This window comes from Spirulina sp. CCY15215 (assembly GCF_016888125.1).
Taxonomy (GTDB): domain Bacteria; phylum Cyanobacteriota; class Cyanobacteriia; order Cyanobacteriales; family Spirulinaceae; genus CCY15215.
The window spans coordinates 23,132-39,977 of sequence record NZ_JACSWA010000621.1; the positions used below are offsets into that span (position 1 = coordinate 23,132).

The following is a 16,846-nucleotide window of genomic DNA, read 5'->3' on the forward strand; positions in this document are numbered from 1 at the left end:
TTAAGATTATGCAGTATATTGACAGTGCGAAAACCTTTCAAGGGGCAATTGAAGAATTTATCGAAGCGAAAATTCTTTGGTTAGATACAGAAGTTGCAGATTATCAGAGTCAAAAACCCCAACTTTCTCTGATTCAAGTTTTAGCAGATCCCAAGGACGTAATGGGCGATCGCGTTGTTATTTTTGATGTTCTCGATCGCCCTGAATGGGTGAAAGATTTTGTTGATTTGATTATGGAGGATACTCGGATTGAAAAAGTGTTTCATAATGCCAGTTTCGATCGCAAGTTTCTCGGCAAAAGCAAGGCGGAAAATGTGACTTGTACCTTAACAATGGCGAAAAAAATCCCCTATTATCTCGTTCCTATTCCTAAATATAGTTTACAAGCTCTTGTCGAGCAGTTCTGCGATGGCGACAAGATTAACAAAAATATGGATAAAAGCTATCAAGTCAGTGACTGGGGAAAACGTCCCCTATCTTCTCAACAATTAGATTATGCGAAGATGGATCCAGTGTATGTCGCCCAGATTCACCAAAAACTTTTAGAACTCGTAAAAGTTGCCTCCCCGAAACCAGAAAAAGAAGATCTTCAGGCTCTGACTTTGCGCTATCGTCAATTAGAGCATCAATGGAAGAAATTAGATACAGAAATCAATCATCTTAAAGAGCGTCTCAAGGTAGCAATGAAGGCACAAAACGTACAAGATAGAGAAGGTTTTAAACTTTCCCATTTTCAGCGCACCAGTAGAAAAATTGCTTTTTCTGCTTTAGTCGCAGCCAGTCAAGAAATGAATTTAGAACTAGATTTTCCGATTACGTTAACGAAACCCATACAAAAACAATTGGGAGAGGCGATCGCCGACTTACCGATCCAGGAAGAAATTACGACAATAACGCAATTAAAAATTGCAGAACAGGATGAAGAAGATCTGCCATTTTAATAGCAATAGAACCAATAGAGATCGCCAGAAAATTGAACATAATAAGCCAAATTCGCGCCTTTCCGCCAATCTCCCATTTTCGTCAATCCAAAACTCGCTTATAATTGCAAGCAAGATATTCTCCCTCAAGCTATGCCAGACCTCTCAGACGTGCAAACCTTTGTTTCTCCCTTGCTTTCCGAACTCGGATCTAGCAGCGATCGCCCTGACGGTAGCCGCCGGGAACCGCGTATTGTCGGCGGCGTTTTGGCCAGCGATGGAGAGTATCCTTGGATGGGGGCGATCGTCCGCGCTAACGAATCTAATAATGCAGCCGCCCAGTTTTGCGGGGGAACCCTGATCCACCCCGAATGGATTTTAACCGCCGCCCATTGCGTTGAAGGGTTGAACGCCGATACGATAGAAGTTCTCCTCGAAACCAATTCTCTCAGTAGTGGTGGTACCCGTCACAGTGTCGCCGAAATTGTTTTACACCCCGACTATAACCCCGCCACCTTTGAATCCGATCTGGCACTCATCCGCCTTTCTACTCCCGTCACTAATATTACCCCCGTAGAATTGCTGAAGTTTGAAGATCCCTACAATCAAACCTCTCCTGGCATTGTGTCTACGGCGATCGGCTGGGGGGCTTTAAGTAATGGCGGACCGAGTGCGACTCGCCTCTATGAGGTCGATGTTCCCATTATTGCCAATGAAGTCGCGAATAATCCCCAATCTTATAACGGTGATATTACAGATAATATGCTGGCGGCGGGGTTTCCCGAAGGAGGCAGAAGCGTCGGACCGGGGGATAGTGGCGGTCCGTTACTGGTCAAAGAAGGCGATCGCGATGTTCAAGCGGGAATTGTTAGCTTTGGTGTCGGAGTTGCTTTTCCCAACTTTTATGCCATTTATACGCGGGTTTCCTCCTTTACCGACTGGATCGAAAACTTTGTTACCTTACCCGCAACCCCCATCGGCTTGAGTGTTGCTAATCTTTCGATTCAAGAGACGGAAACCGACGAAGCGATTGAATTTACCGTTAATCTCACCGGAACTCCCTCTGCCCCCGTTACCGTGGATTATACGATCGCCGACGGCACCGCGATCGCGATCGCCGATTATGAAGCAGGCATCGATAGTGCTTTAAGCGGTACCTTAACCTTTGATACGGGAGAAACCAGTAAAACCATCGACTTAGTGATTAAAGGTAATACGGAGATAGAACCCACAGAAAGTTTCTCCATTACCCTCAGTAACGCCAACGGTGCAGAAATTGTCCGCCCCAAGGCCACCGCCTTTATCCTCGATGACGATAGCCCCCCCGTTGCCCGTAATGACGTAGCCTCAACCATTCCAGGTTTCGCTGTTTTCATTCGCGTTCTGTTGAACGATACCGATAGTAACGGACAAGCCATCAAAATAGAGCGTTTTGACAGCACTTCCGTTAACGGCGGTACAATCGTCCAGCAAGATAATTTTTTGGCTTATATTCCCCCCTCGGGCTATATTGGCAACGATCGCTTTACCTATACCATCACCAATGAAGACGGCAGAAGCAGCACAGCCACCGTTAAAACCGTTGTTTTAGAACCCACCCGCTTTATCGATCGCATTGGCGATCGCAATCCCCTCAATAGCTTCAAAGTCCAAGAATTCAGCCATCCCACCCTCGTCGATATCGATGGCGATGGCAAACTGGATGTATTTGTCGGTAATGATAACGGCAATCTTGAATTTTTAAGGAATATTGGCACCCCCACCAAACCGAGATTTGCAGCCTCACAAAATAATCCTTTTAATCTCACGGGAGTCGGTACCGATAGCGCCCCCACCTTTATCGATATTGACGGCGATCGCGACTTTGATGCTTTTGTGGGCAATAGTGTCGGTAATGTTCTTTTCTTCCGCAATAAAGGTACACCTGAACAACCCGACTTTGAAGCCCCAGAAACCAATCCCTTTGGCTGGAGTAATATTGGCACCTATGCCGCCCCAGTTTTTGCCGATATCGACGGCGATCGCGACTTTGATGCCTTTGTGGGAACTGCCCTCGGAGATATTCGCTTTCTGGAAAATACCGGAACCCCCAATAATCCAACCTTTGCCCAACCTGTTTCTAATCCCTTTGGACTGATAAGCATCGGGGGTTTTAGTTCTCCCAGTATTGCCGATATTGACGGGGATGGCGACCTAGATATCTTAGCGGGACGCAATGCAGAAGAATTAATCTATTTCGTCAATACAGGGACGACAACAACCCCGGATTTCATCCCCGTTTTTGGCCTGCCCAGCCCCTTCAGAAATAGTATCACCGGAGTCTTTAGCACTCCCACCTTGGGGGATATCGACGGCGATGGCGATGTTGATGTCTTGATGGGAAATGCCCAAGGTACGATTAAATTTTTAGAAAATTTTGGCACCGATCGCGATGGAGACGGCGTATCGGATCAAATGGAAAAAGTCGCCGGCGATCGCAACTTAGATGGCATCCAGGACAGCCAGCAAGCCAATGTTGTCTCCTTGTCCACCTTTGACGGCGATCCAGGCAAAATCAGCACCTTCATCACCCTTGCAGCCACCTCTAAAGAGACACGCTTTACCTTTGCGGAAGGCATTAGCAATCCCGCCTTAAACGCACCGAGAAATCCTGTCTCCCGAGGAGGGCAATTTCCCTTTGATTTTCTCGATTTTCGCCTGCGTCCTCCCTCTTCTTCCTCCTCCGTCACCCTCAGTTTGCTTCTCCCCGACGAACCGGAAAACCCTGGTTATAATACCTTCTGGGTTTACGGACCCGAACCCAAGGATCGCAATCCCCACTGGTTTGAATTTGTTTACGATGGCAACACTGGGGCGCAATTCTTCGATCTCGATGGCAATGGCAAAAGCGATCGCATTCTCCTGCACTATACCGACAATCAACGGGGAGACCTGGATTTTCAAGGAGGGGCGATCGCCTCGGTTAGCGCCCCAGGGGTTATTAACACCCCCCTCAATCTGCAATTGCAAAACAACGACACCTTTGCCGTCACTGGCGATGGGGGATTTGCCAGCTTAGAGATTACCCTACAACCCAGCGACAGCGATCGCATTGGTGAAGTAGGTATCTTTAAAGTAGATGCCAGCGATCGCGTTAATGGCGTATCCCCAGACCAAGATCACTTTCAAGACACGGCACTGCGGGCAGGAACAACTATTTTTAACGTTCTCTCCAATAAGTCCGACGATCTCATCGGCGGTTTGAACTTAACTCGCAATTTGCCCGTTGCTTCCGGCGATCGCTTCATGTTCTATTTCATTACTAAAGGAAGCCGAGATACAGTCCTGTTGAGGGGTGTAGGAGAACCAGAAGTTTATTTCTCCTCGACAGATGCCAATAATTACAACTTCGACCACCTGCACGTCACGGGAGGAAATAACGCCTTTACCCTAGGATGGGAGGAATCTATTGAGAGGAGTGAACGAGATCACACCGATCTAATCATGAGCATTAAATTAAACCGCAACCCTCTCTCCCTGCAAGACCTTGCCGCCAGCGCCCAAGGAGGGCGAGAATCAGAATTAATCGACCTTAGAGACCTAGAGGGTCAAGATATTCGCTCAGTTTTTCCCACCGTCCGCAGTGAAGCTGCATTTTCTAATACCGTTGGTTTATATAAAATAGAAAACGAGTCGGGAGTTGTTCGTCATCCCGTTACCGGGCAGCTTATCGATCCTGGCAGTTCTGGCTATATTGAAGCAGTATTGTTAACCAGTCAGCAACAAGGGGGTGGCATTTCCTTCGATCGCGGTGGTGGAGGTAGTGTTACAACTTTACAAGGTGGCGGTCTTTTTGCTCCTTTTATCATTGCTGACGGGACAATTGACGAATTACTTGATAATGATGCCAGTAACGATCCTGCCATTTATTTTTCCTTTGCCAAAGGTAATAGCGATGCCCGGGATCACATTCAATTATTGGGGGATAATATTTACGGGTTTGAGGATATGCCTGAATTAGGGGATAAAGATTTTAACGATATTATCTTTAGCGTTGAATTCGCGATCGGGTAAATCCAGTCCTTGAGCAATGAGCAGTCCCCGATGAAGCCCAAAGCCCAGACTAACCTCTTTTTGGTTAATCGGGGTAATTCAACTCCTGATAGGATTGAAAAATAGGGGAAGATAGATTAGGGTGAACTTTCTTCTACTAAGGATCGACGATCCCAATTTTTTACAGATACGGCTTGTACTTTTATGAGTTATTCCTTGTCCGATCTTGATAATGTAACGCGCCAAATAACAAGCATGGAAAGACCAAAAAAACCCAAAATGCTCGTTGTCGATGACGAACCAGACAATCTCGATTTACTCTATCGTACTTTTCGGCGCGATTTTAGAGTCTATAAAGCAGACAGTGGCGTAAAGGCCTTGGATGTTTTGCAAGCTGAAGGCGAAGTCGCCGTCATTATCTCCGATCAGCGTATGCCGGAGATGAAAGGAACAGAGTTTTTAAGTAAAACCGTCCCCGAGTTTCCCGACACGGTACGCATTATCCTGACAGGATTTACCGATGTTGAGGATTTGGTTGAAGCGATTAATTCGGGACAAGTTTATAAGTATATTACTAAACCCTGGGACCCTAATGAGTTAAAGGAAGTTGTCGATCGCGCTGCCGATACTTATAAGATTCTCAAAGAGCGAACAGAAGAATTACACCGCGCCCAAGAACAGGCAACTTTACTGGAGGCGATCGCCACAGTTGCGAGTACTTATTCATCCATCGAAGATTGCCTCGAACCCCTTGCTAAGGCGTTTGGAGAGAGTTTTATGGGGGATGGTTGTAGTTTTCATGCCCTTGAAGCAGAAAGCCTAACTGTATCGGGAAGTTATAGTAAGGGGGGCGATATTCCCTTGACCTTAGAGGGGGATTCCCTCGTGCAAAGCGCCCTTTCTGCCGGAAAAACCGAAGTTTGGGTCAATGATAACAGAAGCGAGCCACCCAGTGAGGCATACACGAATGCAGGGGTACAAGTTCACTTAGTTCTCCCTTTGATTTTCCGCGATCGCACGCTTGCTTTACTATCTTTGCAATGGACGCAATCTCCCAAACCCAACGAAGAGGAAATCAAACTCATTCATCTCGCCTCTCAGCAAGCTATTTTAGCCCTTGTGGCTGTAAGTAGTAATGGGTAAAAGGCAAAAATTTTGACCCAATAGGTAAGGCGATCGCAATGGGGAGAATCGGCGATCGCTTCCCTAAAATTTTAGATTTATTTTGTTTAAGAAATCTTTGTAAGTGACAATTTCTGTCTTTTCAAAACTCTTTAAACTTAATAAATCTGCATCTCCTGTAATCAAAAAATTAGCTTGACTATCTTTTGCTAATGCTAATAAAAAATTATCTTTAGCATCTCGACAAAGAGAAACTTCTGAAACAATTTCTATCGATAAACCTACAATATTCAACAAATCAATCAATTCTTTAACTTTTGCTACAGAAAAATATTTTTGGAGTTTTGGTCTTTGTGTCACCAAATTGATTTCTTCTCTAATTTGCTCGCATAAGATAATTTGTATTGTTTGGTTAACGATCAGTTCTTTGAGATTAGTGACTTTTTTCCCAATCAAGAAACTAATCCAAAGGTTTGTATCTATAATAACCTTAATGGGCTGATTGTCTGGCATAAATTTCGCTTCTTACTGCTTCTACTTCTTCAGAGATAGTTTCTAAGGACAGTTCATCAGTTTTCAATGATTCTAAAATGGCTGTTAATTTACTGTCTAAGACTTCTTTCTCTAGTTCTTGGCTTAATTGCAGTTTTTCTGGATATGGCAACTGCTTGACCAAGGTTAAAACCTGCTCAAAATTTAAAGGAAGTTGATAGTTGGTTGAAGTCATCGAGATTGCTTGGGGTTTATCAGTATTTTAGCTTGATTTTTTTGACTTGCAAAAACTTTGGCATAGTTATACCATCAATCTTAAGAAATTTTTACGCGATCGCAGTTCGTTGTTGGACTTTAGACCCAAAAATTATCATTCTTTCCGGCAGTTGTCCTCTAAACTTGTTTGCAAACCCTACCCATGACAGATTCTGATATTCAAGCGCTATTCGATCGCATTGCTCCAGTGTACGATCGCCTCAACCAAAATTTAAGTTGGGGGTTACATCGAGTCTGGAAGCAAATGACAGTAAAATGGGCAAATCCCCAACCAGGCGATCGCGCCTTAGATGTTTGTTGCGGGAGTGGGGACTTAGCATTTTTATTAGCTAAACAAGTGGGAAAAGAAGGACAAGTTGTCGGTTTAGACTTTTCCTCGCAACAACTGGCGATCGCCTGGCAAAAAGCCAGTCAAATGATACCCTCTCCCCCGATTAATTGGGTAGAAGGCAATGCGATCGATCTCCCTTTTCCCGAAAATCATTTCGACTGTGGCACAATGGGGTATGGGTTGCGAAATGTCCCCGATATTCCCAGGAGTCTAGCAGAATTACACCGAGTGCTTAAGCCGAGGGCAAAAGTTGCTATTTTAGATTTTCACCGTCCTGCACTTCCCCTCATGCAAGACTTTCAACAATGGTATCTTGATAATATCGTCGTTCCCACCGCCGAAAAATTTGCCCTCAAAGCCGATTATGAGTACATTTTTCCCAGCTTAGAACGTTTTCCCCTCGGCACGGAACAAGTTAAACTAGGGAAAGCAGCCGGATTTAAAACAGCGATCCACTATCCCATAATGGGGGGCATGATGGGAGTTTTGGTGTTAGAAAAATAGAAAAATTCTCACTCCCCGCTATCAACTATCAACTATCAACTATCAACTATCAACTATCAACTATCAACTATCAACTCTAACTCCCCGCTATCAACTATCAACTCTCAACTATCAACTATCAACTATCAACTCTCAACTATCAACTATCAACTCTCAACTCTCAACTCTCAACTATCAACTATCAACTCTAACTCCCCGCTATCAACTATCAACTATCAACTATCAACTATTAAATGACCGATTTATGGATTCTGATTATCCCTCCCGTAGCAGGGGGAATTATAGGCTATTTCACCAATGATTTAGCCATTCAAATGTTATTTCGTCCTTATAAACCTATTTATTTCGGCAAGCGTCGTCTTCCCTTTACTCCAGGTTTAATTCCTCGCAACCAAGAACGCCTTGCTGGGCGTATTTCTGATACGATTATGGGGTCGTTGCTGACCCCAGAAGAGCTACAAAAATTAACTAAACGACTGTTGACCCCCGATCGCGTCCAAGGCTCCCTATTATGGCTGCTGCGTTTGGCGATCGAGCAAATTCAGGAAGATAAAGAACAGAAAACCGCCAAAATTCTAGCGGAAGTTTTACGAGATTTATTTAGTAATTCTCTACCGCGATTGATTCAAGTTTTTGCTAGAAGAGAAGACTTTCTCGAAGATCAAATCAATCATATCTTCGATCGCGTCCTCTTGGATTTTCGCCTCAGCGACCCTCAAGCGCGTCAATTTGCCGATTGGATATTACAAGTCGTTCTCCCCCCCGATCTCCTGCGACAGGCGATAGTAGACTTTCTCACCGATCGCAATATTGCCATTATCGATGAAGGATTTCGGGAAAAAACAAGCGGTACAACTTGGGTAGTAGCCAATTTATTCGGGATCAAAAATTCCCTTGCTCGCTTGCGAACTTTCTGCTTAGATGAAAAAGAAATTGCCAATGCACGACTGAAAGAATTAGTTTTATCTTTAGAAATTCGCGATCGCATTCGTCTTTGGTTGCAAAATCTTTCCCTGCAAAATCTTCCTCTCTCCACAGTCCGACAACTTCGCAAAACTACCCGAGAAACCGTTCGGATTTATATTCAAGATAAAGGTAGCACCCTCATTCAAGGGTTGGGGAGTTCCATTGATTGGGATAAACTGGCGGTTATTTTAATTAAGCGACTGCGTAATTCTGAGGTGCTTAATACTTCCCTTGAAACGATAAGTTGGGAACTTGCTTTGATTCTGGAACGTTATTTAGAGCGAGATTTAGAAAAATTAGTGGCTCAGGCTATTCCGATTTTAGCGATCGATCGCGTGATTGTTAATCGTATTAACGCAACTTCTCCGGCACAACTGGAGACTACTATTCAGGGTATTGTCAAAAGCGAACTACAGGCGATCGTTAATTTAGGAGGGTTTTTGGGTTTTCTCATTGGTTTGTTGCAATCGATTTTCTTAATATTGCGATGAAAACAGGATGAAAAATGCGATCGCATGAATATAGGTGATTTTCTCAACCGTTTAGACTTAAGAAATCAAAATCTGAGTGGCAAAAATTTAGCCGGGGCTGAGTTAAAAGGAGCTAATATTCGTGGCGCAAATTTAACGAAAACAGACCTGAGTGAAGCCATGCTCAGTTATGCAGATTTAATTGAAGCTAATCTCCAAGGTGCCAATTTAACCCGATGTAATTTAACCCGAGGAGTTCTTAATTTAGCCAACTTAACTGATGCCAATTTAAGAGAAGCAAATCTGAGTGAAGCTAATCTAGTGGGGACTGAGTTTACGCGAGCTAATCTTTCTGCTGCTAATTTAGTGGGGGCTAATTTAGTGGGGGCTAATTTAGACCAAGCTAATTTAGTGGGGGCTAATTTAAGCGGTGCGGATTTGCGAGGTGTACAATTAAATAATGTGAGTTTTAAAGGAGCGCTTTATAGCAATCGAACTATCTTTCCAGAAGGGATTAATCTGCAAAAATTGGCGGCGCATTTATTAGCACCGGGAGTCTCTTTACAAGGGATAGATTTAAGCTATGCTAATTTGAGTCATGCCGATCTGAAAAATGCCGATCTGCGACGAACAAATTTAATTCGTGCGCTTTTAATTAGTACGAATTTAGGGGGTGCAAATTTAGGGGGTACAAATTTAAGTGGTGCAGATTTAAGTGGTGCAAATTTGAACGGAACTCTCTTAAATAAAGCGGTTTATAATCATCAAACAATCTGTTCTAATCTTATTGAACTTTCTGATTTGGGTGCCTATTTAATTGCCCCCCATGTTTCTCTGAAAGAGATTATTTTAACTGGGGTTAATTTACAAGAAGCGGATCTGATTGGTGTCGATCTCGGTGGAGCAGTTTTAAATGATGTTAATTTCAGTCAAGTGGATCTCAGTCGCTCTATTTTGCGAAAAGCAATGCTCAAAAATGTTAATCTGATGCGAGCAGATTTAAGGAAGGCAGATTTAACGGGGACAACAATACAAAGCTCTAATTTGGCTTTAGCCGATCTGCGAGGTGCTGACCTAACCAGAATAGAATTAGACGGTGTTTGTTTGCAAGGAGTCGATCTGCGAGGTGCAGATCTAACAGGTGCAAAGTTACTCGATTGCGATCTGAGTTTTGCCGATCTACGGGGGAGCGATCTAACCCGATCTTATTTTCGCCGGGTCAATTTAGATGGGGTTAATTTACGCAAAACAGAATTAATGGGTGTGGATTTAGAGGATGCTAATTTAACGAATGCAGACTTCAGCGATGCTGTTCTATTTCGGGTCAATTTACGGGAAGCTAAGTTACAGGGAATTAACTGGAAAGGGGCAGATTTAAAAGGTGTTTTTCTGCCTAAGTCTAAATTAAATGAAATAGATTTAGCTGAGTTAAGTTATAATGAAGATTCATCGGGATAGATCGAATCAGGATGATGAAAAACCCACTTTTTACCATAGGTCATTCTAATTTAAGTCTTGAAGTTTTTCTGGAACTCTTGCAAAAACATGAGATAACGGCTTTGGCTGATGTGCGATCGCATCCTTACAGTCGTTATTTACCTCATTTTAATAAGCCATCATTACAAGAGGCTCTAGAAACAGTAGAAATTCCTTATGTTTTCCTCGGTCGAGAATTAGGGGCGAGGCCAACGGATTTAAGCTGTTATATTGGGGGAAAAGCTATTCACGATCGCATTGCAGCAACCCCTTTATTTCACGCAGGAATTCAACGGATTATCAAAGGATTAGAATCTTATCGTATTGCTTTAATGTGTGCGGAAAAAGATCCCTTGACTTGCCATAGAACTATTTTAGTTTGTCGAAAGTTGCAAAATTATGATATAATTATAAATCATATTTTGAGCGATGGACAACTTGAATCTCAAGAAAGTATTGAGAACCGTTTACTCGTTTTACATGGCTTTCAAACTGCAAAAGGACAACCTCAGCAGCTATCTTTATTTGATCTGATGGAAGCACCTCCCTCTCGCGAAAATTGTTTGTTACAGGCATATCAAAAGCAAAGCGATCGCATTGCTTTTATGGAGAAACAAGAAAAATGAGTCAAGCTAATTCCCAAGGGATTAATTTATTTACAATTGGTTTTACGAAAAAAAGCGCCCGAGAGTTTTTTGAATTATTAAGGCGATCGGGGGTTAAGCGTATCATCGATACAAGGTTAAATAATGTCTCGCAATTGGCAGGTTTTGCTAAAAGAAAAGACTTGGAATATTTTTTAAATGTTATTGGCAATATTGAATATTGTCATTTACTCGATCTTGCTCCCACGAAGGATATTTTAGACCCTTATAAAAAACAAAAGGGAGACTGGAAAACTTACGAGAAAAAGTTTTTAACGTTAATGGAAGAAAGAAAAATCGAGAAAAAAGTTTCTGCGGAATTGCTCAATGAAAGTTGTTTATTGTGTAGTGAAGCCCAACCCCATTTTTGTCATCGGCGTTTGGTTGCTGAATATCTTAACCAAAAATGGGGAAATGTTTGCATTCACCATCTTTAATCTTCTGAATAGAAGCATTTAGGAGACGCGATCGCCAATTTCCCCTCGCGATCGTTCATAATTTAGTTCATAATTTAACCTTGTCGCGATCGCAATAACAACAAAATACCATGTCGCCATCGGCAGCTACTCATTGCATCAATCCTGGCTGTTCTGCACCCTATCCACAACCTGGACATCATAAATTCTGTCAGCGCTGTGGAACAGCCTTATACCTCCAGCAACGCTATATTCCCCTGCAAAAATTGGGATCTGGAGGATTTTCTGCTATTTATACCATTTGGGATTTAGAAACCCGTCAAGAAAAAGTCTTAAAAGTTTTAACAACCTCTAGCGAAAAAGCCGAACAATTGTTTGTTCAAGAAGCGATTGTTCTGCGAAGTTTACATCATCCAGGGGTTCCTAAAGTTGCCGATCGCCATAGTTCTTTCACCGTAAAAACCCCTGATCGCGAAATTCATTGTTTAGTGATGGAGAAAATTATCGGCAAAAATCTTGAGGAAATTCTCGCAGAACGCTACCCTCAAGGATGTCCGGAAGTTTTGGCCTGCGAGTGGTTATGGCAAGTCGCGACAATTCTTAATGTTTTGCATAAACGGAAAATCGTCCATCGCGATATCAAACCGTCTAATTTAATGTTGCGTACCGATCGCGGCACTTTTGGAGAAACGCAACTGGTTTTAATCGATTTTGGTGGGGCAAAATCTATCGATCCTAATCCCAGTTCTACCAGGCTATTTTCTTCGGGCTATAGTCCTCCCGAACAAATGTCCGGTGGAGGTTCAGAACCTACGGCAGACATTTATGCTTTAGGACGTACTATTATTCATCTTCTCACGGGACGCTATCCGGTAGAGATGGAAGATATCGAAACAGGGCAATTACAATGGCGCAATTATGCTAAAGTCAATCCTCGTTTAGCCACATTACTCGATAATATGACCCATCCTACCGCCGATCGCCGCCTTCAAAGCGCTCGGTCGGTAAAGCGAGAATTAGCGCGGTTAACGACCCTGCGATCGCGACGTAATCCCTTTGCTAAACTAACACAAACTTGGCCAAAAATAAAACAGCCTTTCCTTCCTTTGGGTTTGGCGATCGCTAAAACCGTCAGGGGAACTCGACGCATTAGTGCGATCGCCTACAGAAAAGTGAGTTTTGCTTGTCTGGAAACCCTGCGAGAAATGGCATGGGGAGGAATGGGGGCAATTGTAGGGGTTTTGTTGGGTCAAAGTCTCATCACTTATACAATTTGGGGAGATGAATTTACCAACGGAATGAACCATTTTATCGCGCAACTTGCTCTCGATGTTACTATTAAAGTTGAACCAGAAATGTTAGTGGTGGCGATCGCAGGGTTGGGGACAGCTTGGGGACTCGCAGAACCGAAAAGTTACCGACAGCGTAGCCATCCTTTTTTTGCCGGGATTGGAGGATTTTTGAGTTATGCGATCGGCTGGTTATTTTGGTTGGGTTTTCCCGATTCTTTGCAAGGGCAATTGTTAGGATTTTTAGGCATTAGTGTCGCACTCTTAACCTTGGGTCTGGGATTATCTGATTATGTTATCATCCATGTGATCGCCAGTGTTTTCGGCACGGGAGTATTTTTTTTAGGGTTATTAGAATGGTGTAATATTTCCCTGCAAACTATTCCTGAAGTTTTATCTTTTTCTTATTTCTTTTTAACCACGGGAGTTTTTGTTTTAATGGGTATGGCGATCGCCCTTTCTTTAAGTTTGAGTTATTTCCTAGTTGTACCCATTTGTCAATGGTTAAAAGGAAAATAATTTTCTTATTTACTGGTTTGATATTATAAAGACTCTATTTTTCCTCTTTTCTTAGCTTACCCATTATCTATCATCAATTTTTAACATGGCATCTCCTCCGGTACAATTTGAGCAAGATTCTCCCTTCCCTTTGCTAGAAAGTGCATTACTGAATCTGTTACAGCGCAAGGAAAGAACTTGGGGATATTTTCAAGTTAAAGAACAGAACAACGATCATTTTCTTTGTATTCCCAGTTTACCTAGACTGAGAATTTCTAAAAGTGAAAAAAATTACGGTTATCGCGCTTATTGGGTTAATAAAAAAGAACCATCAATTACAGTCCAGCGTAAAGAAAAAATGATCTTAGATATTAAAAAGAAACGCGAGAAAAAACAAAAAACTTACGAAATTTTGCAATATTTTGATGAGAGGGAAAATCTCCAGCAGCAAAGAGTAAATGGCATTCTTGCTAACCTGATCAAGGTGGAAATAGAAAACAATTTACCACCAGCAGGAGTGCATGAATTCCAGCCTATTGTAGTTATTCTCAGGCGCGATCGCAGCCTCTAAAATATCTCATTCAGCTAACAAAAATACCCAACAACAACACAAAAACTATGCAGGGAGGTTAAATTTAACCTGCCTGCATAATTGAAATTGAGAAACCTAATAGTTATCCTCGTATTCTGGCATCTTGGGTTTTTCCGGAATATTGAGTTTTTGCGGCTTATATTCATTAGAGTCTACATCATCATCCCAAACATCTCGTTTAACATCATCATCGTACTTATATTCCCGTTCTGGTTCCACATAAGCACGTTGTTCGTAAGTCTCCCGAGGGGCATCATCCCAGTTAGACTCTTCCTCCTCGCGATCGTAAGGGCGATCGTAAGGATCTTCCTGGTATTCAGGGATCGGCATAGCCCTTGCTTGACGACGCGGTAGGGTTCTCGGTTGTGATTCTTCCCATTCATCCTCATCCCATGCTGTTTCTGCCTGTTCTCGGCGTTTTGGGGGAGGATTTACGGGAATACCAGTAGGTAATTGATTGTCCGAACGAACCACCGGAGTCGAATAGATATCCTCCTCATCTCGTTCCCAAGGTGGACTGCCAATACCCAATCGTTCTAAAATACCCACAGAAATCTGAACAAGATGGTCTTCTGAGCCTTCAAAGACAATAATGCGATTGGGACCGCTACTGATGATATCTTCTACGGGGAGTTCGTAGGTGCTGAGAATCTGTTCGGGAATTTGCGGCAAACCTAAAGAAGCAATAATAAGGGAAACAAGCTGACCGTCTTCTAAGTTAAATTGAAAATCCCGCACTCTACCGAGGAGTTCTCCAGATTCGGTGATGACCTCACAATTCACTAACTTGCTGTAGGCTTCAACATCAACATCTTCAATTACGTCTTCATCGGGAACAAGGATGACATCTCCGGTTCTTTCCACCGTCGTTAAATACATATATTTGGGCATTCCCGTCACAGAGAGAATATTATCTCGTAGTCCAAGTGCAACCACTTCCCGGCGATCGATATCCACTAAAAGGGTTTTGACAACACCCACAAGTCTAGCGTTGTTGTTGGCGATTACCTTGGTATTGATAAAGTCAGAGCGAAGGCGAACAGTGTCAGTGGTCATCGTGTCCTGCATTTGGAGCATCTTTGATAATAAGATAATAAGAAGAATCTAAATATTTTATGTCGCGGGGGCGATCGCTGTATTCTAATTCTTCGATAATAGCGTAAATTTTCAATTTTTATTCCCGATACTCAGGGAAAATTTCCTCAAGCTATTGTTATCTATCAGGGAGACAGGATCGATCACTAAATAAAGATGGGAAAGATAGTATTGTACACCCGATGGCTTTTTTGTTGCCAAAATTTAAGATTTATTTAAGTTTTGGCAACAAAAAATCTCTAGAATCTCTTTAGAACTATTAGTGATACTCACTTCAGGATTATAAAAGTTAGGAAAAGATTTTGACTAATCCGCCACAAATTTTAATGCGCGATCGCTATTTTGTGCCTTTTGACATAAATTCAATAAATCCTCAAAGAATTTCTGAATCTCCTGAATTTCTATTTGTTCAGCTTCAATTTCCGTAACTTTAATATCTTTTAAAAGTGATTTGAGATACTCAATATCTTTTAATAAAAGAGCCACTTCAATCGGAGATAAAAGAGCATCACCTTCTTGGCCATAGTAATATTGCCAAAGTTGTGCTAGAATTTGAAATTCGTGTTGATGTTGTTCTGTAATATATTGATATGTAGCCAGCCAAATTTGTTCTGGTAGTCCACAATACCCTAATTCTTTGAGAAGGTTGCCTTGCAGATCGCAAATGTAAATATCCCGCATTCTTCCTCTTTTTTAATTTATTGACCAGGGAACTGAGTAACAACGATATTGCCGTTAGTGTCGTAGATAACACTTCCGGTTCTTGTTAGATTACAACTATTATTTCTGCTTGTTCCTATATTACCGTTGAGAGTCGCTACAGCTTTGATGCGACCATTATTTTGATGTTTTTCAACGCAAGTATTAGAGTTTTTAATTGCATTACAAAACTTTCGCATATTAGCTTCACTGCCACAATAACTAGGAATAAAAATACTCTTATTGTCATTAACACAACTGGCATTACAATGGCGATCGCGGATATGCCGGAAAGCTAAATTAGTACAGTCAATGCTAGGACAACCTCCCGCAGCATACAAATTAGGAGAGGAAGAGATAGGAGTGTAGGTAAGAGCAGAATTTGTAGGAGTGTAGAGGAGAGAAGAGTCATGGGTTGGAGAAGAATGTACCCTCAAACCAATGGCGATCGCAATAGTCAGCATTGCTAAAGTAAATTTGATTAAAAATGAAACAATATTTTTTTTGTTCATTACTTTTCTCCTTGGGATAAAAAATCAGAATTTAAAACTTCTTCAGAGGTAAAAGGAAATTTATGAGGAAATATTTCGATCGCCAATCCTGTTTCCTCTGCTGCATCTTCGCGTGCATAATCATAACATTCTCTCAATATCTCTAAATAGAGTGGTTTAAGACTGGGACTATCAGTTAAAAGAAAAGTAATTTGGCGACGTTGTTCGCGAATTGTACTCAACCAACTTTTTGAACGTTTGTCTTCTTGATATTTACATTTCAGTAAATGAACCAACAAAACAATTAAACGACTTTTTAGTTCTCGTTTTTCAGAACGTCCCATGCTTGCTAATTCTTCAATTAAATTATGGCGATCGAGTGCGTTCCATTCATTAGTTTTTAATTGTCGAATAGTTTCCTGCAACCATAACTGAAAATCGCGATCGTAAAGTGTTGAAGTAGATATTTCTGAAACCTGCATCATTTCACAATATGAACTACGAGAATTGTAACAAAAAAAGATGAGGATGGT

17 protein-coding genes are annotated in these 16,846 nt (G+C 42.1%); 10 read left to right on the forward strand and 7 right to left on the reverse strand.

Annotation, left to right across the window (positions count from 1 at the left end; genetic code table 11):
* The first annotated feature begins 8 nt into the window (after window positions 1–8).
* The 3 genes from JUI58_RS25980 (at window position 9) to JUI58_RS25990 (ending at window position 6,095) form a co-directional block, all read left to right on the forward strand.
* On the forward strand, window positions 9–941 hold the full coding sequence (locus JUI58_RS25980; protein WP_204106767.1) for a ribonuclease D: 933 nt from the start codon (window positions 9–11) through the stop codon (window positions 939–941).
* Between the two features lie 132 nt (window positions 942–1,073).
* Window positions 1,074–4,973, forward strand: coding sequence for a trypsin-like serine protease (locus tag JUI58_RS25985; RefSeq protein WP_204106768.1), 3,900 nt, complete (start codon window positions 1,074–1,076; stop codon window positions 4,971–4,973).
* A gap of 183 nt (window positions 4,974–5,156) precedes the next feature.
* Window positions 5,157–6,095 carry a response regulator gene (locus tag JUI58_RS25990; protein WP_348539977.1) on the forward strand — a complete coding sequence of 313 codons (939 nt, stop codon included), beginning with the start codon at window positions 5,157–5,159 and terminating at the stop codon, window positions 6,093–6,095.
* Between the two features lie 63 nt (window positions 6,096–6,158).
* Here the strand turns inward: JUI58_RS25990 and JUI58_RS25995 are convergent, their stop codons facing one another.
* Both JUI58_RS25995 and JUI58_RS26000 read right to left on the reverse strand, forming a co-directional pair.
* Window positions 6,159–6,587, reverse strand: coding sequence for a putative toxin-antitoxin system toxin component, PIN family (locus JUI58_RS25995; protein ID WP_204106770.1), 429 nt, complete (start codon window positions 6,585–6,587; stop codon window positions 6,159–6,161).
* Window positions 6,565–6,801, reverse strand: a complete 237-nt coding sequence (locus tag JUI58_RS26000) for a hypothetical protein (RefSeq protein WP_204106771.1) — start codon at window positions 6,799–6,801, stop codon at window positions 6,565–6,567. The genes JUI58_RS25995 and JUI58_RS26000 overlap by 23 nt, the downstream gene beginning before the upstream one ends.
* A gap of 183 nt (window positions 6,802–6,984) precedes the next feature.
* Between JUI58_RS26000 and ubiE the strand changes: the two genes are divergently transcribed.
* From ubiE to JUI58_RS26035, 7 genes are all read left to right on the forward strand, one after another.
* Entirely contained in the window at window positions 6,985–7,677 is a 693-nt protein-coding gene (ubiE, locus tag JUI58_RS26005) for a bifunctional demethylmenaquinone methyltransferase/2-methoxy-6-polyprenyl-1,4-benzoquinol methylase UbiE (protein ID WP_204106772.1), read from the forward strand.
* A gap of 233 nt (window positions 7,678–7,910) precedes the next feature.
* On the forward strand, window positions 7,911–9,134 hold the full coding sequence (locus JUI58_RS26010) for a DUF445 family protein (protein ID WP_204106773.1): 1,224 nt from the start codon (window positions 7,911–7,913) through the stop codon (window positions 9,132–9,134).
* Window positions 9,135–9,158: 24 nt separating this feature from the next.
* Window positions 9,159–10,571, forward strand: coding sequence for a pentapeptide repeat-containing protein (locus JUI58_RS26015; protein ID WP_204106774.1), 1,413 nt, complete (start codon window positions 9,159–9,161; stop codon window positions 10,569–10,571).
* 14 nt (window positions 10,572–10,585) lie between these two features.
* Window positions 10,586–11,215 carry a DUF488 domain-containing protein gene (locus tag JUI58_RS26020; protein ID WP_204106775.1) on the forward strand — a complete coding sequence of 210 codons (630 nt, stop codon included), beginning with the start codon at window positions 10,586–10,588 and terminating at the stop codon, window positions 11,213–11,215.
* Window positions 11,212–11,670, forward strand: a complete 459-nt coding sequence (locus JUI58_RS26025) for a DUF488 domain-containing protein (RefSeq protein WP_204106776.1) — start codon at window positions 11,212–11,214, stop codon at window positions 11,668–11,670. The genes JUI58_RS26020 and JUI58_RS26025 overlap by 4 nt, the downstream gene beginning before the upstream one ends.
* Window positions 11,671–11,780: 110 nt before the next feature.
* Entirely contained in the window at window positions 11,781–13,457 is a 1,677-nt protein-coding gene (locus tag JUI58_RS26030; protein WP_204106777.1) for a protein kinase, read from the forward strand.
* Between the two features lie 85 nt (window positions 13,458–13,542).
* Complete coding sequence (locus tag JUI58_RS26035) at window positions 13,543–14,007, forward strand: hypothetical protein (protein WP_204106778.1); 465 nt, start codon at window positions 13,543–13,545, stop codon at window positions 14,005–14,007.
* Window positions 14,008–14,103: 96 nt separating this feature from the next.
* Here JUI58_RS26035 and JUI58_RS26040 read toward each other — a convergent pair whose 3' ends face one another.
* From JUI58_RS26040 to JUI58_RS26055, 5 genes are all read right to left on the reverse strand, one after another.
* Window positions 14,104–15,084, reverse strand: a complete 981-nt coding sequence (locus JUI58_RS26040) for a PRC-barrel domain-containing protein (protein WP_204106779.1) — start codon at window positions 15,082–15,084, stop codon at window positions 14,104–14,106.
* Complete coding sequence (locus JUI58_RS27205; RefSeq protein ID WP_275414402.1) at window positions 15,074–15,199, reverse strand: hypothetical protein; 126 nt, start codon at window positions 15,197–15,199, stop codon at window positions 15,074–15,076. The genes JUI58_RS26040 and JUI58_RS27205 overlap by 11 nt, the downstream gene beginning before the upstream one ends.
* 230 nt (window positions 15,200–15,429) lie before the next feature.
* Complete coding sequence (locus JUI58_RS26045) at window positions 15,430–15,804, reverse strand: hypothetical protein (RefSeq protein ID WP_204106780.1); 375 nt, start codon at window positions 15,802–15,804, stop codon at window positions 15,430–15,432.
* A gap of 17 nt (window positions 15,805–15,821) precedes the next feature.
* On the reverse strand, window positions 15,822–16,334 hold the full coding sequence (locus JUI58_RS26050) for a hypothetical protein (RefSeq protein ID WP_204106781.1): 513 nt from the start codon (window positions 16,332–16,334) through the stop codon (window positions 15,822–15,824).
* Complete coding sequence (locus JUI58_RS26055; RefSeq protein WP_239121723.1) at window positions 16,334–16,798, reverse strand: DUF29 domain-containing protein; 465 nt, start codon at window positions 16,796–16,798, stop codon at window positions 16,334–16,336. Before JUI58_RS26055 ends, JUI58_RS26050 begins: the two co-directional genes overlap by 1 nt.
* Between the last annotated feature and the right edge of the window lie 48 nt (window positions 16,799–16,846).

What these genes read in the sequence shown, in the direction of transcription:
- JUI58_RS25995 (WP_204106770.1), bottom strand. Translation starts at nt 6,587, where the DNA reads ATGCCAGACAATCAGCCCATTAAGGTTATTATAGATACAAACCTTTGG.
- JUI58_RS26030 (WP_204106777.1), top strand. Translation starts at nt 11,781, where the DNA reads ATGTCGCCATCGGCAGCTACTCATTGCATCAATCCTGGCTGTTCTGCA.
- JUI58_RS25985 (WP_204106768.1), top strand. Translation starts at nt 1,074, where the DNA reads ATGCCAGACCTCTCAGACGTGCAAACCTTTGTTTCTCCCTTGCTTTCC.
- JUI58_RS26015 (WP_204106774.1), top strand. Translation starts at nt 9,159, where the DNA reads ATGAATATAGGTGATTTTCTCAACCGTTTAGACTTAAGAAATCAAAAT.
- JUI58_RS26035 (WP_204106778.1), top strand. Translation starts at nt 13,543, where the DNA reads ATGGCATCTCCTCCGGTACAATTTGAGCAAGATTCTCCCTTCCCTTTG.
- JUI58_RS26025 (WP_204106776.1), top strand. Translation starts at nt 11,212, where the DNA reads ATGAGTCAAGCTAATTCCCAAGGGATTAATTTATTTACAATTGGTTTT.
- JUI58_RS26040 (WP_204106779.1), bottom strand. Translation starts at nt 15,084, where the DNA reads ATGACCACTGACACTGTTCGCCTTCGCTCTGACTTTATCAATACCAAG.
- JUI58_RS26045 (WP_204106780.1), bottom strand. Translation starts at nt 15,804, where the DNA reads ATGCGGGATATTTACATTTGCGATCTGCAAGGCAACCTTCTCAAAGAA.
- JUI58_RS26000 (WP_204106771.1), bottom strand. Translation starts at nt 6,801, where the DNA reads ATGACTTCAACCAACTATCAACTTCCTTTAAATTTTGAGCAGGTTTTA.
- JUI58_RS26010 (WP_204106773.1), top strand. Translation starts at nt 7,911, where the DNA reads ATGACCGATTTATGGATTCTGATTATCCCTCCCGTAGCAGGGGGAATT.
- JUI58_RS26050 (WP_204106781.1), bottom strand. Translation starts at nt 16,334, where the DNA reads ATGAACAAAAAAAATATTGTTTCATTTTTAATCAAATTTACTTTAGCA.
- JUI58_RS25990 (WP_348539977.1), top strand. Translation starts at nt 5,157, where the DNA reads ATGAGTTATTCCTTGTCCGATCTTGATAATGTAACGCGCCAAATAACA.
- JUI58_RS26055 (WP_239121723.1), bottom strand. Translation starts at nt 16,798, where the DNA reads ATGATGCAGGTTTCAGAAATATCTACTTCAACACTTTACGATCGCGAT.
- ubiE (WP_204106772.1), top strand. Translation starts at nt 6,985, where the DNA reads ATGACAGATTCTGATATTCAAGCGCTATTCGATCGCATTGCTCCAGTG.
- JUI58_RS26020 (WP_204106775.1), top strand. Translation starts at nt 10,586, where the DNA reads ATGAAAAACCCACTTTTTACCATAGGTCATTCTAATTTAAGTCTTGAA.
- JUI58_RS25980 (WP_204106767.1), top strand. Translation starts at nt 9, where the DNA reads ATGCAGTATATTGACAGTGCGAAAACCTTTCAAGGGGCAATTGAAGAA.